Genomic DNA, 20,236 nt, shown 5'->3' with positions numbered 1-20,236 from the left:
GGGTAGGCACAACAGCGGGAAGGCTCCTCGCCGCGCTGCGGGCGACCGTGGGGTCGTGACACACACGGACAACACCACTCCCCCGACGGCGCCGGCGGCATCCGGTTCCGAAGCCACAGCGAACAGGAGGACGGCAGCCGCGGCACTGCTGGCGCTGAGCATCGGCGGGTTCGGCATCGGATTGACCGAGTTCGTCATCGCCGGGCTGCTCACAGAGGTCGCCACCGACCTGGACGTCACCGTCAGCCAGGCGGGCCATCTGGTGGGCGGTTACGCCCTGGCCGTCGTTCCCGGTGCGGTGGTGATCACCCCGCTTCTGATGCGCAGGCCGCCGAAGTACGCGCTGGTGCTGCTCCTCGCCTTCTTCGTCATGGGAAACACCCTCTCGGCATCGGCCCCGAACTACGAGGTGATGCTCACCGGCCGGATCATCGCCGCCCTGGCTCACGGCGGCTACTTCGGTATCGGCGCGGTCCTGGCCGCCTCGCTGGTGCCGGCGCACCGGAAGGCCTCCGCCGTTGCGGCGCTGTTCGCCGGGCTGACCATCGCCAACGTGCTCGGGGTCCCTGCCGGAACGTTCGTCGGCCAGCAGCTCGGCTGGCGCTCGGTGTTCTGGCTCATCTCCCTCGTCGGCCTCGTCGCCCTGGCCGGGCTGATCACGCTGGTGCCCCGGACCCGGCCCGAGCAGAACCAGCTCCCCATCGGCCGGCAGTTCCGCACCCTTGCCGGACCTCAGGTACTGACGTCGTTGGTGACCACCGCCCTGGTGTTCGGCGGCATGTTCGGAACCTTCACCTACGTCGAACCGTTGCTGCGGGACGTCACGGGCTACTCCGCCTCGGCGATCCCGTGGCTGCTGGTGCTCTTCGGCGTCGGTCTCTTCGCGGGCAACCTCATCGGAGGCCGGGCGGCCGACAAGCACCCCGACAACGCGGTGTTGGTGCTCTCGATCCTGCTACCCGCCGTCATCCTCGGCCTCGGCTCGGTCGCCGCCCTCCCCCTGCCCACCGCGGTCATGCTGACGCTGCTGGGTGCGGTCGGTTTCGCCACCGTCCCAGGACTGCAAGCACGCGTACTTCGCCATGCCACCGGTGCGGCCACGCTGGCTTCGGCAACCAACATCGCCGCGTTCAACCTGGGCAACACCCTCGGCGTCAGCCTTGCCGGTGCCGCCATCGCCGGCGGCCACGGCTTGCGCAGCCCCACCGTGACCGGAGCGGCACTCACGCTGCTCGGACTGGCCCTGATCGTGGTCGCGCGCCTCGCGGCACGCCGCCGGAGCTCGCGGCGCGCAGAGGTCTCAGCGCCACGGTGATTCGAGGTCCAGCACGCGGGCGAGGGTGCCGCCGAGCACCGATTTCGTCTCGTCGTCGGTGAGTCCGAGAGCGTCGATCGCGGCGATCTCGTCGCCGGGATCGGCCATCGGCCAGTCGGAACCGAAGACGATCCGCTCGGCGCCGTGATTGCGGATCAGCCGGCGGACCCGTTCGGGACGCAGCGTGTTCAGCCCCGGAGGCCACGACGTCTCCAGCACCACGTCGGCACCGGAGAGCATCTCCTCGGCGTCGTCGAGGATCTTGTAGCCGCCGAAGTGGCAGGCCATCAGCCGCAGGCCGGGGAACTGCCGCGCGATGTCGGCGATCATCCTCGGGCTGGACAGGCTGTTGGTACGGGCGTCGGAGCTACCGGCGCCGACGTGGGTGATCACGGCGATGTCGGAGCCGAACGCCTCCAGGATCGACCACAGCCGCGGATCGTCGAGCCCGTAGTTCTGGAACAGCGGATGGATCTTCACGGCACGGATGCCGTGCCTGTGCAGGCTCGCCAGGTTCTCCTCGACCGGCAGGTCCACGTGCACCGTGCCGACGGGATAGTGCCGGTCGCTGGCCGTCCCGGCGACGAACCGGTTCACCGAGTCGACATGTCGCGCCTCGGCCGCGATACCGAGACAGCAGCTCATGTCGACGCCGCTGCCGGTCATGGTGGATGTCAGGCCGCCGACCGTGCCGTCGCCGCGGGCGGTCAGCCCGGGCAGCCGGTTACCCGCGAGCGCCGCCGCGGCGATCGTGTCGGGCCAGACGTGCGTGTGCGCGTCGATGATCATGGCTCACAACTTTCCTGATTCCCCGCCGTCGACCACGAAGACCGAGCCCGTGGTGAACGGCGAGCGGGCGGACACGAGCAGGCACAGCAACGGCATCAGTTCCTCCGCATCGGCCATGCGGCCCGCGGGGATCCTCTTGACCCGCCGGGCGAGCAGGTCGGGCGATTCGAGCACGGCGCTCTGCGCGTCGGTCGCGAAGGCCCCCGGGGCGATGCAGTTGACCTGCACCCCCTTGTCCGCCCACTCGGCGGCCAGGGACTCGGTCATCCGCACGACGGCACCCTTCGACGTCGAATAGCCGACCAGGTGCGGTTTGCCGCGTACGCCCGTGGTGGAGGCGATGTTGACGATCCTGCCGCTCCCCCGTGCGATCATATGCCTGCCCGCTGCCTGGGCCAGCAGCATCGGCGCGATCACGTTGACCGCCATCGTCTCCTTCCACACGCCCGGATCCTGGTCGGCGAACGCTCCCGCCGGTGCGATGCCCGCGTTGTTGACCAGCGCGTCGATCCGGCCGTGACGCGCGACCACGGTCTCGACGAGGGCCGTCACGGCGTCCTCGTCCCGCATGTCGACGGCCTCCGCCGTGATCCGCCCCTGCCCCCGTTCGGCGACCTCGGCGAGCGCGTCCTCGCTGCGTGCGGCTGCGACGACCGTGGCTCCCTCCTCGGCGAGCGTCGTCGCCATGGCCGCGCCCAGGCCGCGACTCGCACCGGTGACGAGCACGACGGCGCCGTCGAGTCCGAAGTCCATTCAGGACACCTTCTTCCCTGCCTGCTGCTTCGCGGCCTGTTTGCCCAGCCTGCGGGCCAGCGAGTCGAGCAGCACCTCGGTCGCGCCCTCGTACACGCGCAGCGGGCGCGCGTTGCGGTACAGCCGTTCGATCTTCGATCCGCGCACCAGGCCGAACCGGCCCATGCTCTGCACCGCGCGGTCGGCCGCGCGGCCTGCCGCCTCGGTGGCGACGACCTTCGCGATCGACGAGTAGTCCAAATGCGACAGCGGATCGGCGCGGGCCAGCGATGCGGCACGGTAGGTCATCGCTCGTGCGCTCTCGACGTCGGCCCACGAGGAGGCGATGTTCTGCCCCACCGCGCCCAGTTCCAGCAGCGGACTGCCGAACTGGGTACGCGTCGTGGCGTGCGCGGTCGCCTCGTCCACCGCGGCCTGCCCGAGTCCGACCCCCGAGCCGGCGACGGTCACCCGGAACACGGCGAGGGTCTGCAGCATCAGCGAGAACGCCTTGCCGGGCTCGCCCAGCCGGCAGGCCTCCGGCACGACCACGTCGTCGAACGTCAGCTCACCCAGGATGTGCGGGGCGATGATGTCGGCGCCCTGCTCGGCCCGCAGTCCCGCCGACGACGCGGGCACGAGCACCATCGAGTAGCCGTCGTCCTCCCGGCCGAGCACGCAGTAGAACGATGCGGCTCCGCCGTTGGTGATGAACGATTTGCGGCCGCGTACCACGAGGTCGCCGCCGCGGCGTTCGATCGTCGTCGTGATCGCGCGCAGGTCCGAACCGACGTCCGGTTCGGTCAGCGCCAGGCCGGCGATCGCCTCCAGCGCCGCCACCTTCGGCAGCCATTCGGCCTTCAGCTCCTCCGAACCGCCGACCGACAGCGAGTAGCTGCCCACGCCCTGCATCCCGAACAGCGAGTCCAGGTGGGCCGAGCTGTACATCAGCGCCTCGCGGACGACGGCGATCGCCAACGGGTCGAGCGTCTCGGACTCCCCACCGTGGGCGGCGGGGACGACCTGCCGGGCCAGCCCCGATTCCCGGAGCACGGCGGCGGTCCGCTCGTGCACACCGGAACTCTCGTCCGCCTCGGCGGCGAACGGTTCGACCGCCGCGGCCACGTCCCGGGCCACCCGCTGGATCCTGCGGTGCCCGTCGGAGAGGTCGAACAACTGCTCAGAAGCCACTGTCTGTCGCCTTTCACTCGTGCGCATGTGTGGTGGGCGGTGCCGGCGTCGCTGCCGCCCGCTCGCACCGCCGGCCGCGCCGCCACGCGAACGGCGTCGACACGTTCCTCAGCCGCGTTGGTCGAAGCGGCGGCCGAGCAGTTCGGACACGATGCGGGTGCGCTGCATGGCCGGGGTTCCGCCGGCGATGGCCCAGCCGTGCGCATCGCGGTGCAGCCGTTCGAGGCCGTACTCCTCGGTGTAGCCATTGCCGCCGTGCAGTTGCATCCCCAGGTCGGTGACCCGCTTGGCCATCTCGTTGGCGGTGCACTTGGCGAGCGAGACCTTGAACGGGTCGGGCAGGCCGGTGCCCGCGCTGTCGGCGGCCTTCTCCAGCAGCGCGCGAGCGGCTTCCACCTGCAGCACCATGTCGGCGAGGTTCGTCTGCACGCTCTGGAACTCGACCAGCGGTTTGCCGAACTGCTCACGTTCCTGCACATAGGCTCTCGTGCGGTCGAGAGCGGCCTGCGCGACGGCGAGACTCATCGTGGTGTTGCCGAGTCGCTCGATGGAGAAGACGCCGAACAGCTTGCCGAACCCGCCCGCGGGCACCACGACGTTGTCGGCGGGCGCGACGACGTCGTCGAAGATGACGTCCGCCGACGGGATGCCGCGGAAGCCCATCAACTTCTCTTGAGCGCCGAAACTCAGTCCCGGGGCCGTCTTCTCGACCACGATGCCGCCGATACCCTTCGACCCGGGTGCGTCGGACAGCCGGGCGTAGGTCAGGTACAGGTCGGCCTCGCCGCCGTTGGAGATCCACCGCTTGGTGCCGTTGAGGACGTAGGTGTCGTCGACGGGCTTCGCAGCGGTGCGCATGTCGGTGGCCGCCGACCCGGCGTCCGGTTCGGAGATCGCGACCGCCATCGTCTTCTCGCCCGCGACGATGTCCGGCAGCCAGCGCCTCCGCTGCTGCTCGGTGCCCAGATGGTTGATCACCTGCGCGGGGCCGGTGTTCGATTCGAAGACCTGGAACGCCGCGGGCCGGCACACCTTGCCGAGTTCCTCGATGACGGCCAGGGCATGGCTGATCGGCGCCCCGGAGCCGCCGAACTCCTCGGGCAGGGCGATGCCCAGGAAGCCCAGTTCGCCGAGGCGTTTGCGCTCCTCGACCGGCAACGGCCTGCGCTCGGCGTCCAGCTCGTCGGCCATCGGGGCGTAGATGTCCGCGGCCACCTGCGCGGCGAGCCGGCGGATCTCCCGGATGTCATCGGTCATCGTCGACCTCCTTGGTTGTAATCATTATCCTGGTTTATCCACCACGGTTGTCAACAGGTGACCGGATGACACCACCCCGGAACCGCCGGGAAGCCGACGTGCTCCCGATTCCCCCGGCGCACTCCCGATTTCCGGAGTGCTCGCGTCGAGGCCCATCATGGACGTAGACATGCATATCATGATAAGTAATTACTATGATTCCAGCGCGGGAAGTCAGCGACGTCGTCATCGTCGACGCGGTCCGCACCCCGATGGGCAAGGGCAAACCAGGCGGCGCACTCGCCGGCGTCCACCCCGTCGACCTGCTGGCCCAGACACTCACCGGGCTCCTCGGCCGCACCGGCGTCGACCCGGCCACCGTCGACGACGTCCTCATCGGCTGCGTCTCACAGGTCGGCGAGCAATCAGCGACGCCCGGCCGCATGGCCTGGCTCGCCGCGGGCTTGCCCGAGCACGTTCCCGCCACCACGATCGACCGCAAGTGCGGCTCCGGGCAGCAGGCCGTGCACTTCGCCGCGCAGGCCATCATGGCCGGGTCCTACGACATCGCGGTCGCGGGCGGTGTCGAGTCGATGAGCCGCGTGCGCATGGGTTCGGCACGGCTCGACGCCGATCCGTACGGCGAGGGCGTCGCCGACCGCTACTCCCCCGGCCTCGTCTCCCAGGGCGTGGCCGCCGAGCTGGTCGCCGCGAAGTGGAAGCTCGACCGCGGCGAACTCGACGACTACTCGGCGCGCTCGCATCACCGGGCGGCGGCGGCACGCGAGGCGGGTGCGTTCACCCGCGAGATCGTCCCGGTCGCCACGCCCGACGGCACCGTCACCGACGACGAGACGATCCGCCCGGACAGCTCCGCCGACAAGCTCGGCGCCCTCGAACCGGCGTTCCGCACCGACGCGGCGAGCGCCCGCTTCCCCGACGTCGGCTGGCACATCACGCCGGGCAACTCCTCGCAGGTCACCGACGGCGCGAGCGCGCTGCTGCTGATGACCGCCGAGAAGTGCGCGCAGCTGGGGCTCACCCCACGGGCCCGCATCCGCGCGATGCACGCCTGCGGCGACGACCCGTTGCTCATGCTCACCGCCCCGATCCCGGCCACGCACCGCATTCTCGAGCGCTCCGGCGTCGATCTGGCCGACATCGGCCACGTCGAACTCAACGAGGCGTTCGCCCCCGTTCCGCTGGCCTGGCTGCGGGAGTTCGCCGGCTCGGGCGCCGACGAGGCACGACTCAACCCCCGCGGCGGGGCGATCGCCCTCGGGCACCCGCTCGGCGCCTCCGGTGCCCGGCTGATGACGACGATGCTGTCCGCACTCGACGACGGCGGTCACCGCTACGGCCTGCAGCTCATGTGTGAGGCGGGCGGCATGGCCAACGCCACCATCGTCGAACGAGTCTGATCCCGCGGCGGCACCGGCCCTCACCGCGTTCCCGAGCGTCGGGACCGGGACCCGCCGCTTCGGAACCCGCGATCCGGACGCGAGAAGGAGAACAACCGTGGACCTCACCGACAGCTCCGCCGTCGTCACCGGCGGCGCCTCCGGCCTCGGCCTGGCCAGCGCCACCCGGCTGGCCGACCGCGGCGCCCACGTGGTGGTGCTCGACCTGCCCTCGTCGGACGGGGCGGCGGTCGCCGACAAGCTCGGCGGTACCTTCGCACCTGCCGACGTGACCGACGGCGACCAGGTGGAGGCCGCGATCGACACCGCCGTCGCAGCGGCCCCGCTGCGCGCCGTCGTGCATTGTGCCGGACGCGGTGGCGCGCTACGGCTGGTCGACCGCGACGGCAACCCCGGGTCGATGGACATGTTCGACACCGTCGTCAAGACCAACCTCTACGGCACCTTCAACGTCCTCCGGTTCGCCGCCGCGCGGATGGCCCGCAACGAGCCGGTCGACGGGGAGCGCGGCGTGTGCATACTCACCGCGTCCGTCGCGGCCTACGAGGGCCAGATCGGACAGCTTCCGTACGCCTCGTCGAAGGCGGGCATCGTCGGGATGACCCTCGTCGCGGCGCGGGACCTGGCGTCCAAGCAAATCCGCGTCACGACGATCGCCCCGGGCTTGTTCGACACGCCGATCCTGGCGCGCCTGCCCGAGGAGGTCCGCGACTCGCTCGGCACGACGATCCCGCATCCCAGCAGGCTCGGGGTCCCCGCCGAGTACGCTCAGCTGGCGGAACAGATCATCGACAATCCCATGCTGAACGGCGAGACGATCCGCCTCGACGGCGCCATTCGCATGGCACCGCGCTGATCGACCAGCGTTGACCGACCCAGCGCTGATCGACACCGTGTTGACCGACCCAGCGCTGATCGACACCGTGTTGATGGACCCCGTGTTGAGCTGCCCAGCCGGCAGGGCCGGCGCCGAACACCTGTGGAGCGTGCAGTGACCGATTCCGTGACCGACGAGCCGGAACTCCGGGTGGCCGAGCGCGGCCGCGTGCTCGTGCTGACGATGAACCGGCCGAAGGCGAAGAACGCCGTGTCGCTGGCGATGGCACGGCAGATCGCCGAAGCCGTGGACGAGCTGGATCGCAGGCCCGACCTGTCGGTCGGCGTCGTCACCGGCGCGGGCGGCACGTTCTCCGCGGGCATGGATCTGAAGGGGTTCGCCCGCGGCGAGGTCCCCATCGTCGAGGGCCGCGGGTTCGCGGGCCTGGTGCAGCGGCCGCCGACGAAGCCGCTCATCGCCGCCGTCGAAGGGTATGCGCTGGGCGGCGGGTTCGAGATTGTGCTCGCGTGCGATCTCGTCGTCGCCTCCGACGAGGCGACGTTCGGGCTGCCGGAGGTCAAGCGCGGGCTGACCGCCGGTGCGGGCGGACTGCTGCGGCTGCAGGAGCGGATCCCGTACCACCTCGCCATGGAACTCGTGTTCACCGGCCGGATGTGGCCGGCCACGGAAGCCGCCGATGCCCGGCTCGTCAACACGCTCACCGGCGCCGGCGGGGCCCTCGACGGGGCACTGGTTCTCGCCGACACCGTCGCCGAGAACGCGCCCCTGGCGTTGGCAGCCTCCAAGCAGGTGCTCGTCCGCTCCGCCGACTGGCCGCTCGACGAGAAGTTCGGCAGGCAGAACGAGTTCCTCGACCCGGTGCGGAAGTCGGCCGACGCCCAGGAGGGCGCGACCGCCTTCGCCGAGAAGCGCAAGCCCGTGTGGAAGGGCGAGTAGCCGACCGGCACGAGCGCGGACGACGCATCGCACACCCAGGAGGCCGCCGATCCACAGCGGATCGGCGGCCCTTCCGTCTCCGGTCTCCGCCCGCCGGCGCGGTGACCGCGGGCCGGCGGGCGGGAGTCTCAGTAGCTGCGGGGCAGGCCCAGGACGTGTTCGGCGACGTAGTTGAGCACCATCTCCTGGCTGATCGGCGCGATCCGCATCAGCCGCGCCTCCCGGAAGTAGCGTTCGACGTGGTACTCCTGCGCGAAGCCGTAGCCGCCGTGGACGCTGATCGCCACGTCGGCGGCGTGGAACCCCGCCTCGGCGGAGAGGTACTTCGCCTCGTTGGCCTCCTTGCCGCACGGGATGTCGTTGTCGATCATCCACGCGGCCTGCTTGCACATCAGGTCGGCGGCGTCGAGCTTGATCTTCGCCTCGGCGAGCTGGCCCGAGATGAGCTGGTTCTTGCCGATCGGCCTGCCGAACACGACCCGCTCACCTGCGTACTTGCACGCGCGAGCGAGCGCCGCGCGGCCGAGTCCGATCGCGGCGTTGGCCGACAGGACCCGCTCGGCGTTCAACCCCGCCAGTATCGCCGTGAATCCCTCGCCGACCTCGCCGATGACGTCCTCGTCGGCGACGAACAGTTCGTCGATGAACAGTTCGTTGGTGTCGACGGCGTTGCGGCCGAGCTTCGGGATGGGCTTGATGTCGACGTGGTCCCGATCGACCTCGGCGAACATGAGCGTCAGCCCGCGGGTGCGGCCCGAGCCCTCCTCCCGCGGTGAGGTGCGGCAGAGCAGCATCATCCGCTCGGCCTCCTGGGCCTTGGTGATCCACACCTTCTTGCCCGACACGCGGAAGCCGCCGTGGACCTTGCGCGCCGTGGTCGACAGGTTCAGCGTGTCGGTTCCGGCGTCCGGTTCGGTCACCGCGAACGAGGTGTGCAGGTCTCCGTCGACCAGCCGCGGCAGGAACCGTTTCTTCAGTTCCTCGCTGCCGTGCCGGATCAGCGGTTCGAAGCCGAAGATTCCGATGTGGACGCTGCTGCAGCCGTTCATGCCCGCGCCGGAGGCGGAGATCTCCTGTTCGACGATGGCCGCCTCCGTCACGCCGAGGCCGCCGCCGCCGTACTCCTCGGGCACGGTCAGTCCGAGCCACCCGCCGGCCACGACCGCCCGGTAGAACTCCCACGGGAACTCGTGCGACCGGTCGTGTGCGGCCCAGTACTCGTCACCGAAGCGGCCGCACAGCTGCTGCACCGCCTTCCGGATGTCCTCGTGCGTCTCGTCGTAACCGAATCCCATCATGGCCTCCTGAGCCGGGCTGCCGCGTTCCCCGATACCGCGGCCGGTGGTAAGTCCGAAGTGGACGATTCACGCCTCGGCAGGGCGTTTCATCATCATGCCGGCGCGTTCGCACAGGCAGACGACCTCGTCGCGCTGGTTGATGCCGCGGTGTTCGAACCAGACGATGCCGGCCTCCGGGCGTGAGGCCGACTCACGCTTGCGCAGGACCGTGCTGCTCGCGCGGATCGTGTCGCCGTGGAACACCGGGTTCGGGAACTCGACCTTCTCGTAACCGAGGTTGCCCAGCGTGGTGCCGTAGGTCAGGTCGTAGACGATCATCCCGCCGACCAGCGCCATCGTGAACAGGCTGTTGACCAGCCGGTGGCCGTGGATCGTGGTCTTGGCGAACTCCTCGTCCAGGTGCAGTGGCTGCGGGTTCATGGTGAGCGAGGTGAACAGGACGTTGTCCATCTCGGTCACCGTGCGCGTCATCGGGTGGTCGTAGACCTCGCCCTCGACGAGTTCCTCGAAGTACAGACCCGGCATGGTCGGCTCCCTGCGCTCGGTGGATGCTCACGCACGGCCGGTCACGCGGCGGGCGTGGGCGAGCCACTCCCGCGCGGTGTCGGCGTGCGCCTTGTCGATGTGGATGCCGCGGTAGCGCACCGCGCCGTCGCCCCGCGTCGCCGCCTCCTCGAACGCCGCGACGAGGCCCTCGCGGAACTCGATCTCGTCCGCGGTCGGCGAGAACACCTCGTTGATCGTGGCCACGTGCGAGGGGTGAATGGCGATCTGGCCGCGGAATCCGAGCTGCAGTCCGTAGTCCGCGAACGCCTTCAGGCCGTCCAGATCGGACAGCTCCTCCCACAGTCCGGTCAGCGCGTGCAGGCCGTGCTCGCGACAGGCCAGCAGTACGCGGCTCCGCAGATACAGCGTCTCGGTGCCCTCGCGGCTCCACCGGTAACCGACGGCGCGGGCGATGTCGGCATGCTCGGCCGTCGGTCCGATCATCGCGCCCACGCGCGGCGAGGCGCCCGCGATCTCCCGGCAGTTCTGGATCGCCTCGACCGTCTCGACCGGCACGATCAGCTCGAGACCGGAGTCCGCCCCGGCACCGGTGCCGGGGCCGCTGCCGGAGCGATTGCGGAGTTCGAACCAGTCGACCAGCGTCTCCCACCGCAGGACGTCGTCCCGGTCACGCACCTTGGGCACGAACAGCCCGGTCAGCCCCGGGCACACGGCGGCCTCGAGGTCCGCGCCCGCCAGCCCCGTGTCCAGCGCGTTCGGCCGCACGAACAGCCCGGCCTCGTGACCGGCCTCCCGAACCCGGCCGATCGTGCCGGCGACGAGGCCGCGGGCCTCGGCTTTGCGGTCAGCGGGCACGGAGTCCTCGAGATCGAGGACGACGGCGTCGGCGCCGCTCGCGATCGCCTTCGTGACCCATTCCGGCTTGTGCGCGGGCACGAACAGCACGGATCGATAGGGATGCATCGGTGGTTCCCTTTCCGCTCAGCCCGCCGTCGCGGCGAGCGCGGTGCGGTCGACGGTGTCCGGCGTGATGCCCAGTTCGCGCAACTTCGCCTTCTGTACCCGCTGACTCGGCGTCTTCGGCAGCTCGTCGACGAACCGCAGGAACCGCGGCACCGCGAAGGCGGGCACCTTGCTGCCGCACCAGTCCCAGATCTCCTCCGCACTCACCGGCTCCTCGGTGATGAGGTACGCCATCACCTCGTCCTCGCCGGCCTCGGCGTCCGCGGGAACGGCGATGACGGCACATTCCAGCACCGCAGGATGGCTCAGCAGCGCCGTCTCCACCTCGTAGGAGCTGATGTTCTCGCCGCGGCGGCGCAGGGCGTCCTTGAACCGGTCGACGAAGTAGAACCAGCCGTCGGCGTCCCGCTTGAGCGCGTCGCCGGTGTGGAACCACAGGTTCCGCCAGGCCTCGACGGTGCGATCCGGCATGTTGAAGTAGCCCATGCTGCAGATCCACGGCACCCGCGGGCGCACGACCAGCTCGCCGACCTCGTCGGTGCCGACCTCCTCGTCGGTGTCCGGGTCGACCAGCCGCACGTCGAACCACTCGTCGGCGGCCAGGCCCGCGGCACCGGCAGGGCGGTCCTCGCCGTAGGGCGAGAGGATCGGCGCCGAGGTCTCGGTGAGGCCGAACACCTCGACGAACGCCTCGATGCCGTAGCGGCTCCGGAACTCGTCGACCAGCGACGCGGCGGTCGGCGCGGCGAAGACGCACCGCAGTACGTTGTCGGCGTCGTCCGGTCGCGGCGGTTGCTTCGACAAGAAGTCCATCATGACGCCGATGAAGTTGGTGACCGTGGCGCGGCTCTCGCGGATCTGGTCGATCCAGTTGCTGGCGCTGAACCGCGACCGCACCACCGCCCGCGCACCCGCCACCAGCGCCGGGTACACCGCCATGAACTGGGCGTTCCCGTGGAACAGCGGCGTAACCGTCATCCACGCGTCGTCGGCGGTCAGGCGCGTCAACGACACGCATTCGTCGCCGAAGAAGTACATCTGGCCGTGCGGCATCGCGACGCCCTTCGACGGCCCGGTGGTACCGGAGGTGAAGAACACCGACGCCAGGTCGCCCGGCGCCACGTCGGGCAGCTCGGTGGCTGCGCCCTCCTCGAGGACCTCCCACGGTTCGGCCTCCCAGCCCGCGCCGCGCAGCGTGGCCAGCGCGGCATCACGGGAGCCGGTGTCGATGACGTAGAAGCGCGTGATGTCGGCAGCGGCCTCGGCCACGGCGGCGAACCGCTCGGCGTGCACGTCGTCGATGACGGCGATGCGCGCCTCGACGGTCCGCACCTGGTGGGCGAGGAAGTCGTGCTCGTAGGCGGTGTTGATGGGCACCTCGACGAGTCCGGCGACCGCGGTGCCCAGCCAGCTGCGGACGAACCGCGACGAGTTGGCGGCCATGATCACCACGCGGTCGCCCGGCGCGGTGCCCGCCGCGAGCAGCGCGCGGCCGATCCGTTCGGCGGCGGCGAGGGTGCCGGCATAGGTCCACGTGGCCGATTCCTCGGGTGTGTCCAGGAAGACCCGGTCCGGGGTGGTCTCCGCCCAGTGCCGCAGCACCGTCGGCAGCGCCCACAGCCCGCGGTCCGGGAACGTCGGGCGCAGTTCCGTGTAGAACCGTCGCGGCATCACGACCTCCGTGTTCCGGTGCCGGGCGGCGGGAACTCCGGGCGCCGCTTCTCGACGAACGCCCGCGCACCCTCCCGCATGTCGTCGCTGCCGACGGCCTGCGTGAGCATGGCGAGACCGCTGGACATCGAGTCCTGGCCGGTGTTCCACCACAGGTTCGAGCTGACCTTGCTGATCTCCAGGTACAGCGGGCTCAGTGCCTTGAGCTCACCGATCCACTCGCCGACCCGGCGTTCGAGGGCGGCGACCTGGTCATCACCGCCGGTGACGTCGACGACCTCGTTGATCAGTCCCATCTGCAGCGCCTGCTGCGCGCTGTAGCGGCGGCAGAGCAACGTGAGCTCCTTGGCCTTCTTCTCGCCGATCTGCACCGCCATGTGGTTGGTCGCGCCGAGTACCGGAGCCGACCCGACCCGCGGGCCCGTCTGCCCGAAGGTGGCTCGCGGGGTGGCGATCGCGAGGTCGCAGGCCACGACGAGCTCGTTGCCGCCGCCCGCAGCCGCGCCGTCCACCGCCGCGAACACCGGACGCGGGCAGTCGCGCACAGCCTGCAGCATGCGCGCCGAGGTGTGGAACAAGGTGCGCAGCAGGTCGGGATCCGGGTCGTCGAGCTGGTCGAGCGCACCACCTGCGCAGAAACTGCCGCCCGAACCGGTGATGACGACGGCGTGGAGCTTCGTCGCCCGCCCGAGCGCCTCGATGATCGTGTGCGCCATGTCGATGTCGTAGGCGTTGCGCCGGTCGGGCCGGTTGAGCCGGATCCACAGCGCTCCGTCGTGTTCGCCGACCTCGACGGCGGCGGTATCAGCTGTCATGTGCGTGCTCATTCGTCCGTGACCGACAGCGCGAGCTCCGGGCACGCCTCGGCGCCGCGGGCGGCGTCGTCCTCGAGCCCCGGCGGCACCTCCGGCGTGCGCACGACGACGTGCCCGTCCTCGTCGGACAGGTCGAAGACGTCGGGAGCGGTCATATTGCACAGACCGTGTCCCTGACACCGGTTCTCGTCAGCTCGGACCTTCATGGCTGCCCTCCGTGCGACGCTGCTTCGGGAACGAGCCGGAGCCCTTCCGGCCCCGGGTGAGCATTCCGCCATGCCCACGTTGTTCACATATAACCATTATCAGAGAACCGGCGAAAGGTCGAGCCTTGACTGGGGCAGTCATATAACTATTATCAGAGAAAGCCCAAAGGAGGGATGCGCTGTGACCGAGCAGGCTCGTAGTCCGATCGCCGCGTTCGACCACCACTCCCCGGAACACGCGGCGGACCCGGTCGGCACCTATCGCCAGCTCCGGGCCGAGCACCCGGTCGCCTGGACCGAGGCACACGGCGGGTATTGGGTCCTCGGCGACTACGCCAGCGTCTTCGAGGCCTCGCGCGACGACGATCTGTTCTCCTCCGCGCGGCACGAATCCGGCGGCGAAGGCCTGGCGATCGTCATCCCGAAGGCCCCGACGGCGTTCCACATCCCGATCGAACTCGACCCGCCGACGTTCCGCGGCTACCGCAAGATCGTGAACAAGGTGACCGCACCCGCCGCGGTCAAGAAACTCGACCCCGTCATCGACCGGTTCGTCACCGGGTTCATCGACGAGATCATCGAGAGCGGCGAGGCCGATCTCGCCTTCGTCGCGGGCGTGCCCGCGGCCGTGACCGTCGACTGGCTCGGCCTCGACGCCTCGGAGTACAAGCGGTACGTCGACGCGATGCACACGCTCGTCTCGGCCGCTCCGGGCTCCGAGGAGTACAACCACGCCCGCGACGTCGCGGTGCCGTGGGTCGAGAAGACCGTCCGCGCACACATCGCGAAGCGGCGCGAGAACCCGTCCGACGACGCCACGAGCGAGTTCATCCGCGCCGAGATCGACGGCCGGTCGATGTCGGACGACGAGATCTACTCGATCCTCGAACTGCTCATCTCCGGCGGCGTCGGCACGACGGCCTCACTGGTCACGCAGTCGCTGGTGTGGCTGTACGAGAACCCGGGCGAGCGGCAGCGGCTCATCGACGACCCGAGTCTGCTCGACGTCGCGGTGGAGGAGTTCCTCCGGGTGTTCTCCCCGACGCAGGCGCTTGCGCGCACGATCACGCGCGAGGCCGAGTTCCAGGGCGTCCACGTCCACGCCGGCGACCGCGCGCTGCTGAGCTGGGCGTCGGCCAACCGCGACCCGGAGCAGTTCGACGAGCCGGACCGGGTCGACATCACGCGCTGGCCCAACCGCCACATGGCGTTCGGCCTCGGCGTCCACCGCTGCGCCGGTTCCCACCTCGGCCGGGCGATGGCGCGCGCGATGATCAGCCAGGTCCTGGAGCGGATGCCGGACTACGAGGTCGACCTCGACGGCCTCGTCACCTATCCGGACCAGGGCACCAACGCCGGGTTCCACTCGATCCCGTGCCGGTTCACGCCCGGGCAGCGCCGCGGGGAGCCGTTGTTCGGCTCGGGCCGATGACCCGGATCGTCGTCGCCGGTGGTGGCCTCGCGGCCACCCGCGCCTGCGCGAGCCTGCGCCGCACGGGCTTCGACGGCGAGCTCGTCGTACTCGGCGCGGAACGCCACGCTCCCTACGACCGGCCGCCGCTGTCGAAGGCCGTGCTCAGGGGCGACCGCGACGACGCGCCGCTGCCGTTCGACGTCGACGCGCTCGGCGTGCGGTTCCGGGAGGGCGTCACGGCCACCGGGCTCGACACCGCAGGGCACGTCGTGCGCACCGACGCCGGCGACGAGCCGTACGACGCGCTGCTGCTGGCCACCGGCGCCCAGCCGGTGCGCCTGCCCGGCGACGGCGAGCAACTGACGGTGCGCACGCTCCACGACGCGCTCGCGTTGCGTGCCCGGCTCACCGCAGGGGCGCGGGTCGTGCTCATCGGGGCGAGCTGGATCGGCGCCGAGGTGGCCACCGCTGCCCTCGCGGCCGGCTGCCGGGTGACATGCCTCGAAGCGGGTCCCGCTCCCCTGTCGGCCGCACTGGGTGCCGAGGTCGGCGCCCTGTTCACCCCGTGGTGGTCCGATGTCGACCTGCGGCTCGACACCATGGTCGCATCGGTCGACCCGGGCGGGGTGCGACTGGCGGACGGTTCGGTGGTCGCCGCGGACGTGGTCGTCACCGGCGTCGGCGTCCGGCCGGCCACCGGGTGGCTCGCCGGGTCCGGACTCGAGGTCGGCAACGGCGTGCACGTCGACGAGTACCTGCGCACCTCGGCGCCGGGGGTGTGCGCCGTCGGCGACCTCGCCGCGCGCTGGTCGCCCCGCGCGGGCGCGCGCCTGCGGGTCGAACACTGGGACGAGGCGGGTGCCGCCGCGTCGGTCGCCGCCCGAGTGCTGGTCGGCTGGTCCGCGGGCAGTCCCGATGCGGACCTGCCGGTGCACGACCCGGTGCCGTACTTCTGGTCGGACCAGTTCGGCCGCAAGGTGCAGTACGTCGGCCACCACGGCCCGGCCGACCGCGCCGAGGTCGTCCCGAGCGACGACGACAAACCGGTGGTGCGCTGGCATACACCCGACGGCACCCTCACCGCGTGGCTCGGGGTCGACCGGATGAAGGAACTGGTCCCGGCGCGGAAACAGCTCGCGCTCGCCCCGGCCGCAGCCCGCTGAACCCACGCGTGTCCTGCACTCAGCACCGCGTGTCCGGCATCCGGACCCGGGGTGTCCTGCACCCAGCACGTCTCCCGGCCGCCGCTCCGTAAGACCGCTCGGCAACACCGCCCTGCAACGCCGCTCCGCAAACACCGCTCCGCGACACCGCTCCGCGAAGCCACTCGGCAACACCGCACACGGCACGAACACGTCCGCTCGCGTGCCGGACGCGCACCGATATTCCTCCCCTGGCGCGTCCGGCACGGCGTCCGCCCGGCGATCACGCGGCAGGCGTCTCCAGGAAATCGGCGAACGAACGCGATTCGAGATCCCGCAGCGGGGCGACGATCTCCCGGCCGACCTGCTCGAGGTAGGCCTCGGTCTGCTCGGCGTCCATGCCGGGCCAGTGCGGTCGCACCAGCAGCGGGCCGACCGGCAGGGCGGCCGCGATGTCGGCGATCTGTGTCCGGCACGTCTCCGCGTCGCCGAGGATGACATGGTCGCGCACGGTGTCGCCGAAGTTGCGCACCTCGTCGTCACCGAGCAGCGTCATGCCGCGGCCCGCGTAGGCCTCGTACTTGCCGCGCGCCACGGCGGCAAACCGCGCCACCGCGTCGTCGAACCCGTCGCCGATCATCAGTTCGCGCCGCAACGGCAGCGGGTTCAACGGCAGGCCGCGGCTCGTACGCTCGGCGGCGTAGGTGCGGATGAGCGCGTCGACCTGGTCGATCGTCTGCTGCGGCGTGATCGTCCAGACGTCGCCGTGGCGTGCGGCCCTGCGCACACCGGTCTCCCGCATCGCACCCAGCCACACCGGCGGCCGCGGTTGCTGCAGCGGATGCACATGCGTCGGCAGGTCGTCGATCTGCCAGAACCGGCCGTGATGGCTCACGCGGTCCTGCGACCACATCGCCGTCATGACCTCGATCAGCTCCTCCAGCAGCCGATAGCGCTGATCGAACGGAACACCCATGGTGGCGTACTCCTGCGGCAGGTAGCCGGTGCCGAGCCCGACCACGAGCCGCCCGCCGGTGACGACGTCCAGTGTGGCCAGTTCCTCGCCGAGCACCACCGGATGGTGCACGGGTCCGATGAGGACGGTCGTCCCGATCTTCACATGGTCGTCGAGCTCGGCGGCCAGGCGTGCCAGCAGCGGCACGGGCTGGAACCAGCGGAACCCGTCGTAGAGGAAGTGCTGGCCGATCGTCAGGTACGTGAACCCGGCCCGTTGCGCGGCCTCGGCCTTGCGCAGCATCAGGTCGAGGTGTTCCCTGGCCGACGACGCGACCGGCTGATCTCCCATCAGGATGCCGAATTCCACGGTTCCTCCTTCGGTGTGGGCGGTGCTCGCTACTTGGCCGTCATGCCGCCGTCGACGGGGATCGTCACGCCCGTCACGAAGCTCGCCATGTCGCTGGCGAGGAACAGTGCGACCTGGGCGATCTCCTCGGGCTGCGACGGGCGGCCCATCGGGATCTGGGCGAAGAACGCCTTCTTGCGCTCGGCCAGCTCCTCCTCGGTGTTCGTCCGGAAGAACGCGGGCAGGCCGGGCGTGTCGACCGACCCCGGAGCGATGGCGTTCACCCGCACCCCGTCCTGAGCCAGCGCCAGCGCCAGCGAGCGCACCAGCGCGATGATGCCGCCCTTGGTGAACGAGTACAGCGGACTGTACGGCGAGCCGACCAGCCCCGAACTGGAGCTGGTGAAGATCACCGAGGCGTTGCCCGAGGCTCGCAGGGCGTCGGTGAGGTAATTGGTCAGGTAGAAGCTCGCACGGGCGTTGATCTCGATGAGCGCGTCCCAGTCCTCGAGCGCCAGGTCCGTGCCCGCGGCGCCGGGTATGCCGACGTTGTTGTACAGCACGTCGAGCGACCCGTGTTCGGACTGCACCCGCTCGGCGAGCGACTTCAGCGCGTCCAGGTCGCGGACGTCGACGACCTCGGCCCGCGCGCTGCCGCCCGCCGCCTCGACGGTGCCCACGACGTCCTTGGCGGCGCCTTCGTCGACGTCGACGACGATCACGTGCGCTCCCTGCGCGGCGAAGGCCTCCGCCGCGGCGCGGCCCATGCCCGAGCCGCCCGCGGTGATGAGCGCGGTCCTGTTCTTGAGCAGCATGGTGAATTCTCCGATCTGCGACATGTGGTCCACTGTGGATTGTTCGGGGAACGGCGGTCACGTGCCCGGCGGGCGCGTGACCCCCGCCAGCGGCCACTGGATGTGTTTGACCTCGAAGAACTCGGCGAAGCCGTCCTCGCCGAGTTCGCGGCCGACGCCGCTTCGTCCGGGGCCGCCCCACGGCGCGTCCGGCCGCATGCCGGCACCGCCGTTGATCGTGACCGTCCCCGAGCGCAGGCGCTCGGCCACGGGCATCGCCTCGTCCAGCGGGCCGAAGACGTTCGCGGCCAGCCCGTACGACGTCGCGTTGGCGAGTCGCACCGCTTCGTCGACGTCGGAGTACGGCAGCGCGATCGCGATCGGGGCGAACAGCTCGGTCTGTGCGATCGGGGCGTCGACGTCGACGCCGGTGAGGATCGCCGGGTTGAGGTAGTGGCCCGCAGGCAGGTCGGGCCGCCCGCCGCCTGCGGCCACCGTGGCGCCCGCGGCGACCGCGCCGGACACCATGCCTTCGACCTTCGCCCGGTGGTCGGCCGAGATCACCGGGCCGACGACCGTCGCGTCCTCCTGCGGGTCGCCGACGGCGATCGTCCTGATGAACGCGTCGGCCTTCTCGCAGAACTCGTCGAGCCGGTCCTGTGGCACCAGCACTCTGCTCCACGCCGCGCAGCCCTGACCCGCGTTGCGCGCGAACCGCAGGATGGACGGCCCGACCGTCGAGTCGAGATCCGCGCTCGGCAGGATGATGTTGGGGCTCTTGCCGCCGAGTTCGAGGACGGCCTTCGACAGCGAACCGAGCGCCGACTGCGACATGACCTGCCCGCCGACCGCGTCCGACCCGGTGAACGACACGAGGTTCACGTCGGGGTGCCCGGTGAGCCGCCGGCCCACATCCGGTCCGCCGACGACGAGGTTCACCACACCCGGCGGCAGGTCGAGTTCCTCGAGCAGTTCGAACACGCGCAACGTCGTCTGCATGCCCTGCGGCGACGGCAGCACCACGGTGGTGCACCCGCTGGCGAGCGCACCGCCGAGCTTCCAGGCGAGCAGGTTGATCGGATAGTTGTAGGCGGGCAGGGCGGCCAGCACACCGGCCGGTTCGTAGCGCAACAGGCTCGTCGACAGCACCGGCTTGTCGTACAACGGCAACGCGTGCGAGTACCCACCACGAGGACCTCGTTCGGCCATTTCGGCGTACCACCGCAGCGCTTCGACCGGGCCACCGACCTGCATGCCGCGCGCGGCGGCGATCGGGGTGCCGACCTCGTCGGCGATCAGCCGGGCGAGCGGTTCGGTGTTCTTCTCCAGCAGATCGGCCAGTCGGGTCACCACGCGCGCACGGTCCTTCGGCCCGTAGGAACGCCAGGCCTCACCCTCGAACGCGGTCCGCGCACTCGCGACCGCGGCGTCCACCTGCTCCGGAGAGCTCAGCTGAGCGGTGCCGACCGCCTGCTCGGTCGACGGGCTCCACGAGGTGTAGGTCTCGCCGGACTCCCCGTCGCGCCACGCGCCGTCGATGTAGGTGCTCTTACTCCGCGTGTCCAGGCCACTCATGCCTGCTCCTTCGTGTCCTCGTTGACGGCCGCCGACCACCCCGGATGGATCCTAGGCAGGCTGCGCGGCCGTGCGACAGTTGTCGTCGTG

Annotated in this window: 19 protein-coding genes and 1 pseudogene; 7 read left to right on the top strand and 13 right to left on the bottom strand. The window is 70.5% G+C overall.

Annotated features, from left to right (window positions below):
• Positions 1–55 precede the first annotated feature (55 nt).
• Positions 56–1,315 (top strand): MFS transporter, encoded by a 1,260-nt coding sequence (locus LY12_RS05065; RefSeq protein ID WP_308292066.1) that lies wholly within the window; start codon positions 56–58, stop codon positions 1,313–1,315.
• Here LY12_RS05065 and LY12_RS05060 read toward each other — a convergent pair.
• The 4 genes from LY12_RS05060 to LY12_RS05045 form a co-directional block, all read right to left on the bottom strand.
• A complete protein-coding gene (locus LY12_RS05060) occupies positions 1,301–2,104 on the bottom strand; it encodes an amidohydrolase family protein (protein WP_253853566.1) in 804 nt (267 codons plus the stop codon). The two genes, LY12_RS05065 and LY12_RS05060, sit on opposite strands and share 15 nt — an antisense overlap.
• Before the next feature lie 3 nt (positions 2,105–2,107).
• Positions 2,108–2,857 carry an SDR family NAD(P)-dependent oxidoreductase gene (locus tag LY12_RS05055; RefSeq protein WP_253853565.1) on the bottom strand — a complete coding sequence of 250 codons (750 nt, stop codon included), beginning with the start codon at positions 2,855–2,857 and terminating at the stop codon, positions 2,108–2,110.
• On the bottom strand, positions 2,858–4,027 hold the full coding sequence (locus tag LY12_RS05050) for an acyl-CoA dehydrogenase family protein (RefSeq protein WP_253853564.1): 1,170 nt from the start codon (positions 4,025–4,027) through the stop codon (positions 2,858–2,860).
• Between the two features lie 108 nt (positions 4,028–4,135).
• Positions 4,136–5,284 carry an acyl-CoA dehydrogenase family protein gene (locus LY12_RS05045; protein WP_253853563.1) on the bottom strand — a complete coding sequence of 383 codons (1,149 nt, stop codon included), beginning with the start codon at positions 5,282–5,284 and terminating at the stop codon, positions 4,136–4,138.
• Between the two features lie 194 nt (positions 5,285–5,478).
• On the opposite strand from LY12_RS05045, the gene LY12_RS05040 reads away from it, so the two are divergent.
• The 4 genes from LY12_RS05040 (at position 5,479) to LY12_RS05030 (ending at position 8,458) form a co-directional block, all read left to right on the top strand.
• Entirely contained in the window at positions 5,479–6,684 is a 1,206-nt protein-coding gene (locus LY12_RS05040; protein WP_253853562.1) for a thiolase family protein, read from the top strand.
• A 97-nt stretch (positions 6,685–6,781) separates the two neighbouring features.
• Complete coding sequence (locus tag LY12_RS05035) at positions 6,782–7,540, top strand: SDR family NAD(P)-dependent oxidoreductase (RefSeq protein ID WP_253853561.1); 759 nt, start codon at positions 6,782–6,784, stop codon at positions 7,538–7,540.
• 10 nt (positions 7,541–7,550) lie between these two features.
• Positions 7,551–7,679, top strand: a complete 129-nt coding sequence (locus LY12_RS25865; RefSeq protein ID WP_301301778.1) for a hypothetical protein — start codon at positions 7,551–7,553, stop codon at positions 7,677–7,679.
• The gene (locus tag LY12_RS05030; RefSeq protein ID WP_308292065.1) at positions 7,676–8,458 is read left to right on the top strand and encodes a crotonase/enoyl-CoA hydratase family protein; all 783 of its coding nucleotides are present in this window, start codon (positions 7,676–7,678) and stop codon (positions 8,456–8,458) included. The genes LY12_RS25865 and LY12_RS05030 overlap by 4 nt, the downstream gene beginning before the upstream one ends.
• A 128-nt stretch (positions 8,459–8,586) precedes the next feature.
• Here the strand turns inward: LY12_RS05030 and LY12_RS05025 are convergent, their stop codons facing one another.
• The 6 genes and pseudogenes from LY12_RS05025 to LY12_RS05000 all read right to left on the bottom strand — a co-directional run bounded on the left by LY12_RS05025 (position 8,587) and on the right by LY12_RS05000 (position 13,918).
• Positions 8,587–9,753: an acyl-CoA dehydrogenase family protein gene (locus LY12_RS05025; RefSeq protein ID WP_253853559.1), complete on the bottom strand. Its 1,167-nt coding sequence runs from the start codon at positions 9,751–9,753 to the stop codon at positions 8,587–8,589.
• A gap of 69 nt (positions 9,754–9,822) precedes the next feature.
• A pseudogene (locus LY12_RS05020) lies at positions 9,823–10,287 on the bottom strand (MaoC family dehydratase); the annotation flags it as partial.
• A gap of 21 nt (positions 10,288–10,308) precedes the next feature.
• On the bottom strand, positions 10,309–11,226 hold the full coding sequence (locus tag LY12_RS05015; RefSeq protein ID WP_253853557.1) for an HpcH/HpaI aldolase/citrate lyase family protein: 918 nt from the start codon (positions 11,224–11,226) through the stop codon (positions 10,309–10,311).
• A gap of 18 nt (positions 11,227–11,244) precedes the next feature.
• The gene (locus LY12_RS05010) at positions 11,245–12,897 is read right to left on the bottom strand and encodes an AMP-binding protein (protein ID WP_253853556.1); all 1,653 of its coding nucleotides are present in this window, start codon (positions 12,895–12,897) and stop codon (positions 11,245–11,247) included.
• Positions 12,897–13,712, bottom strand: coding sequence for an enoyl-CoA hydratase/isomerase family protein (locus LY12_RS05005; protein WP_253853555.1), 816 nt, complete (start codon positions 13,710–13,712; stop codon positions 12,897–12,899). The genes LY12_RS05010 and LY12_RS05005 overlap by 1 nt, the downstream gene beginning before the upstream one ends.
• 8 nt (positions 13,713–13,720) lie before the next feature.
• Positions 13,721–13,918, bottom strand: coding sequence for a ferredoxin (locus LY12_RS05000; protein ID WP_253827418.1), 198 nt, complete (start codon positions 13,916–13,918; stop codon positions 13,721–13,723).
• Between the two features lie 181 nt (positions 13,919–14,099).
• On the opposite strand from LY12_RS05000, the gene LY12_RS26065 reads away from it, so the two are divergent.
• Together LY12_RS26065 and LY12_RS04990 are read left to right on the top strand one after the other, a co-directional pair.
• Positions 14,100–15,350, top strand: coding sequence for a cytochrome P450 (locus tag LY12_RS26065; protein WP_253853553.1), 1,251 nt, complete (start codon positions 14,100–14,102; stop codon positions 15,348–15,350).
• A complete protein-coding gene (locus tag LY12_RS04990) occupies positions 15,347–16,495 on the top strand; it encodes an NAD(P)/FAD-dependent oxidoreductase (RefSeq protein ID WP_253853552.1) in 1,149 nt (382 codons plus the stop codon). Before LY12_RS26065 ends, LY12_RS04990 begins: the two co-directional genes overlap by 4 nt.
• A gap of 262 nt (positions 16,496–16,757) precedes the next feature.
• Here the strand turns inward: LY12_RS04990 and LY12_RS04985 are convergent, their stop codons facing one another.
• The 3 genes from LY12_RS04985 to LY12_RS04975 are packed head-to-tail and all read right to left on the bottom strand — an operon-like array spanning position 16,758 to position 20,146.
• Positions 16,758–17,798, bottom strand: coding sequence for an LLM class flavin-dependent oxidoreductase (locus LY12_RS04985; RefSeq protein WP_253853550.1), 1,041 nt, complete (start codon positions 17,796–17,798; stop codon positions 16,758–16,760).
• A gap of 29 nt (positions 17,799–17,827) precedes the next feature.
• On the bottom strand, positions 17,828–18,616 hold the full coding sequence (locus LY12_RS04980) for an SDR family NAD(P)-dependent oxidoreductase (RefSeq protein ID WP_253853548.1): 789 nt from the start codon (positions 18,614–18,616) through the stop codon (positions 17,828–17,830).
• A 33-nt stretch (positions 18,617–18,649) separates the two neighbouring features.
• The gene (locus LY12_RS04975) at positions 18,650–20,146 is read right to left on the bottom strand and encodes an aldehyde dehydrogenase family protein (protein ID WP_253853546.1); all 1,497 of its coding nucleotides are present in this window, start codon (positions 20,144–20,146) and stop codon (positions 18,650–18,652) included.
• Positions 20,147–20,236 lie beyond the last annotated feature (90 nt).

The sequence above is a fragment of the Prauserella alba genome (assembly GCF_024171735.1).
GTDB lineage: Bacteria > Actinomycetota > Actinomycetes > Mycobacteriales > Pseudonocardiaceae > Prauserella > Prauserella alba.
The sequence above is the reverse complement of the archived record's forward strand: the minus strand, read 5'-3'. Positions and strand labels throughout refer to the sequence as shown.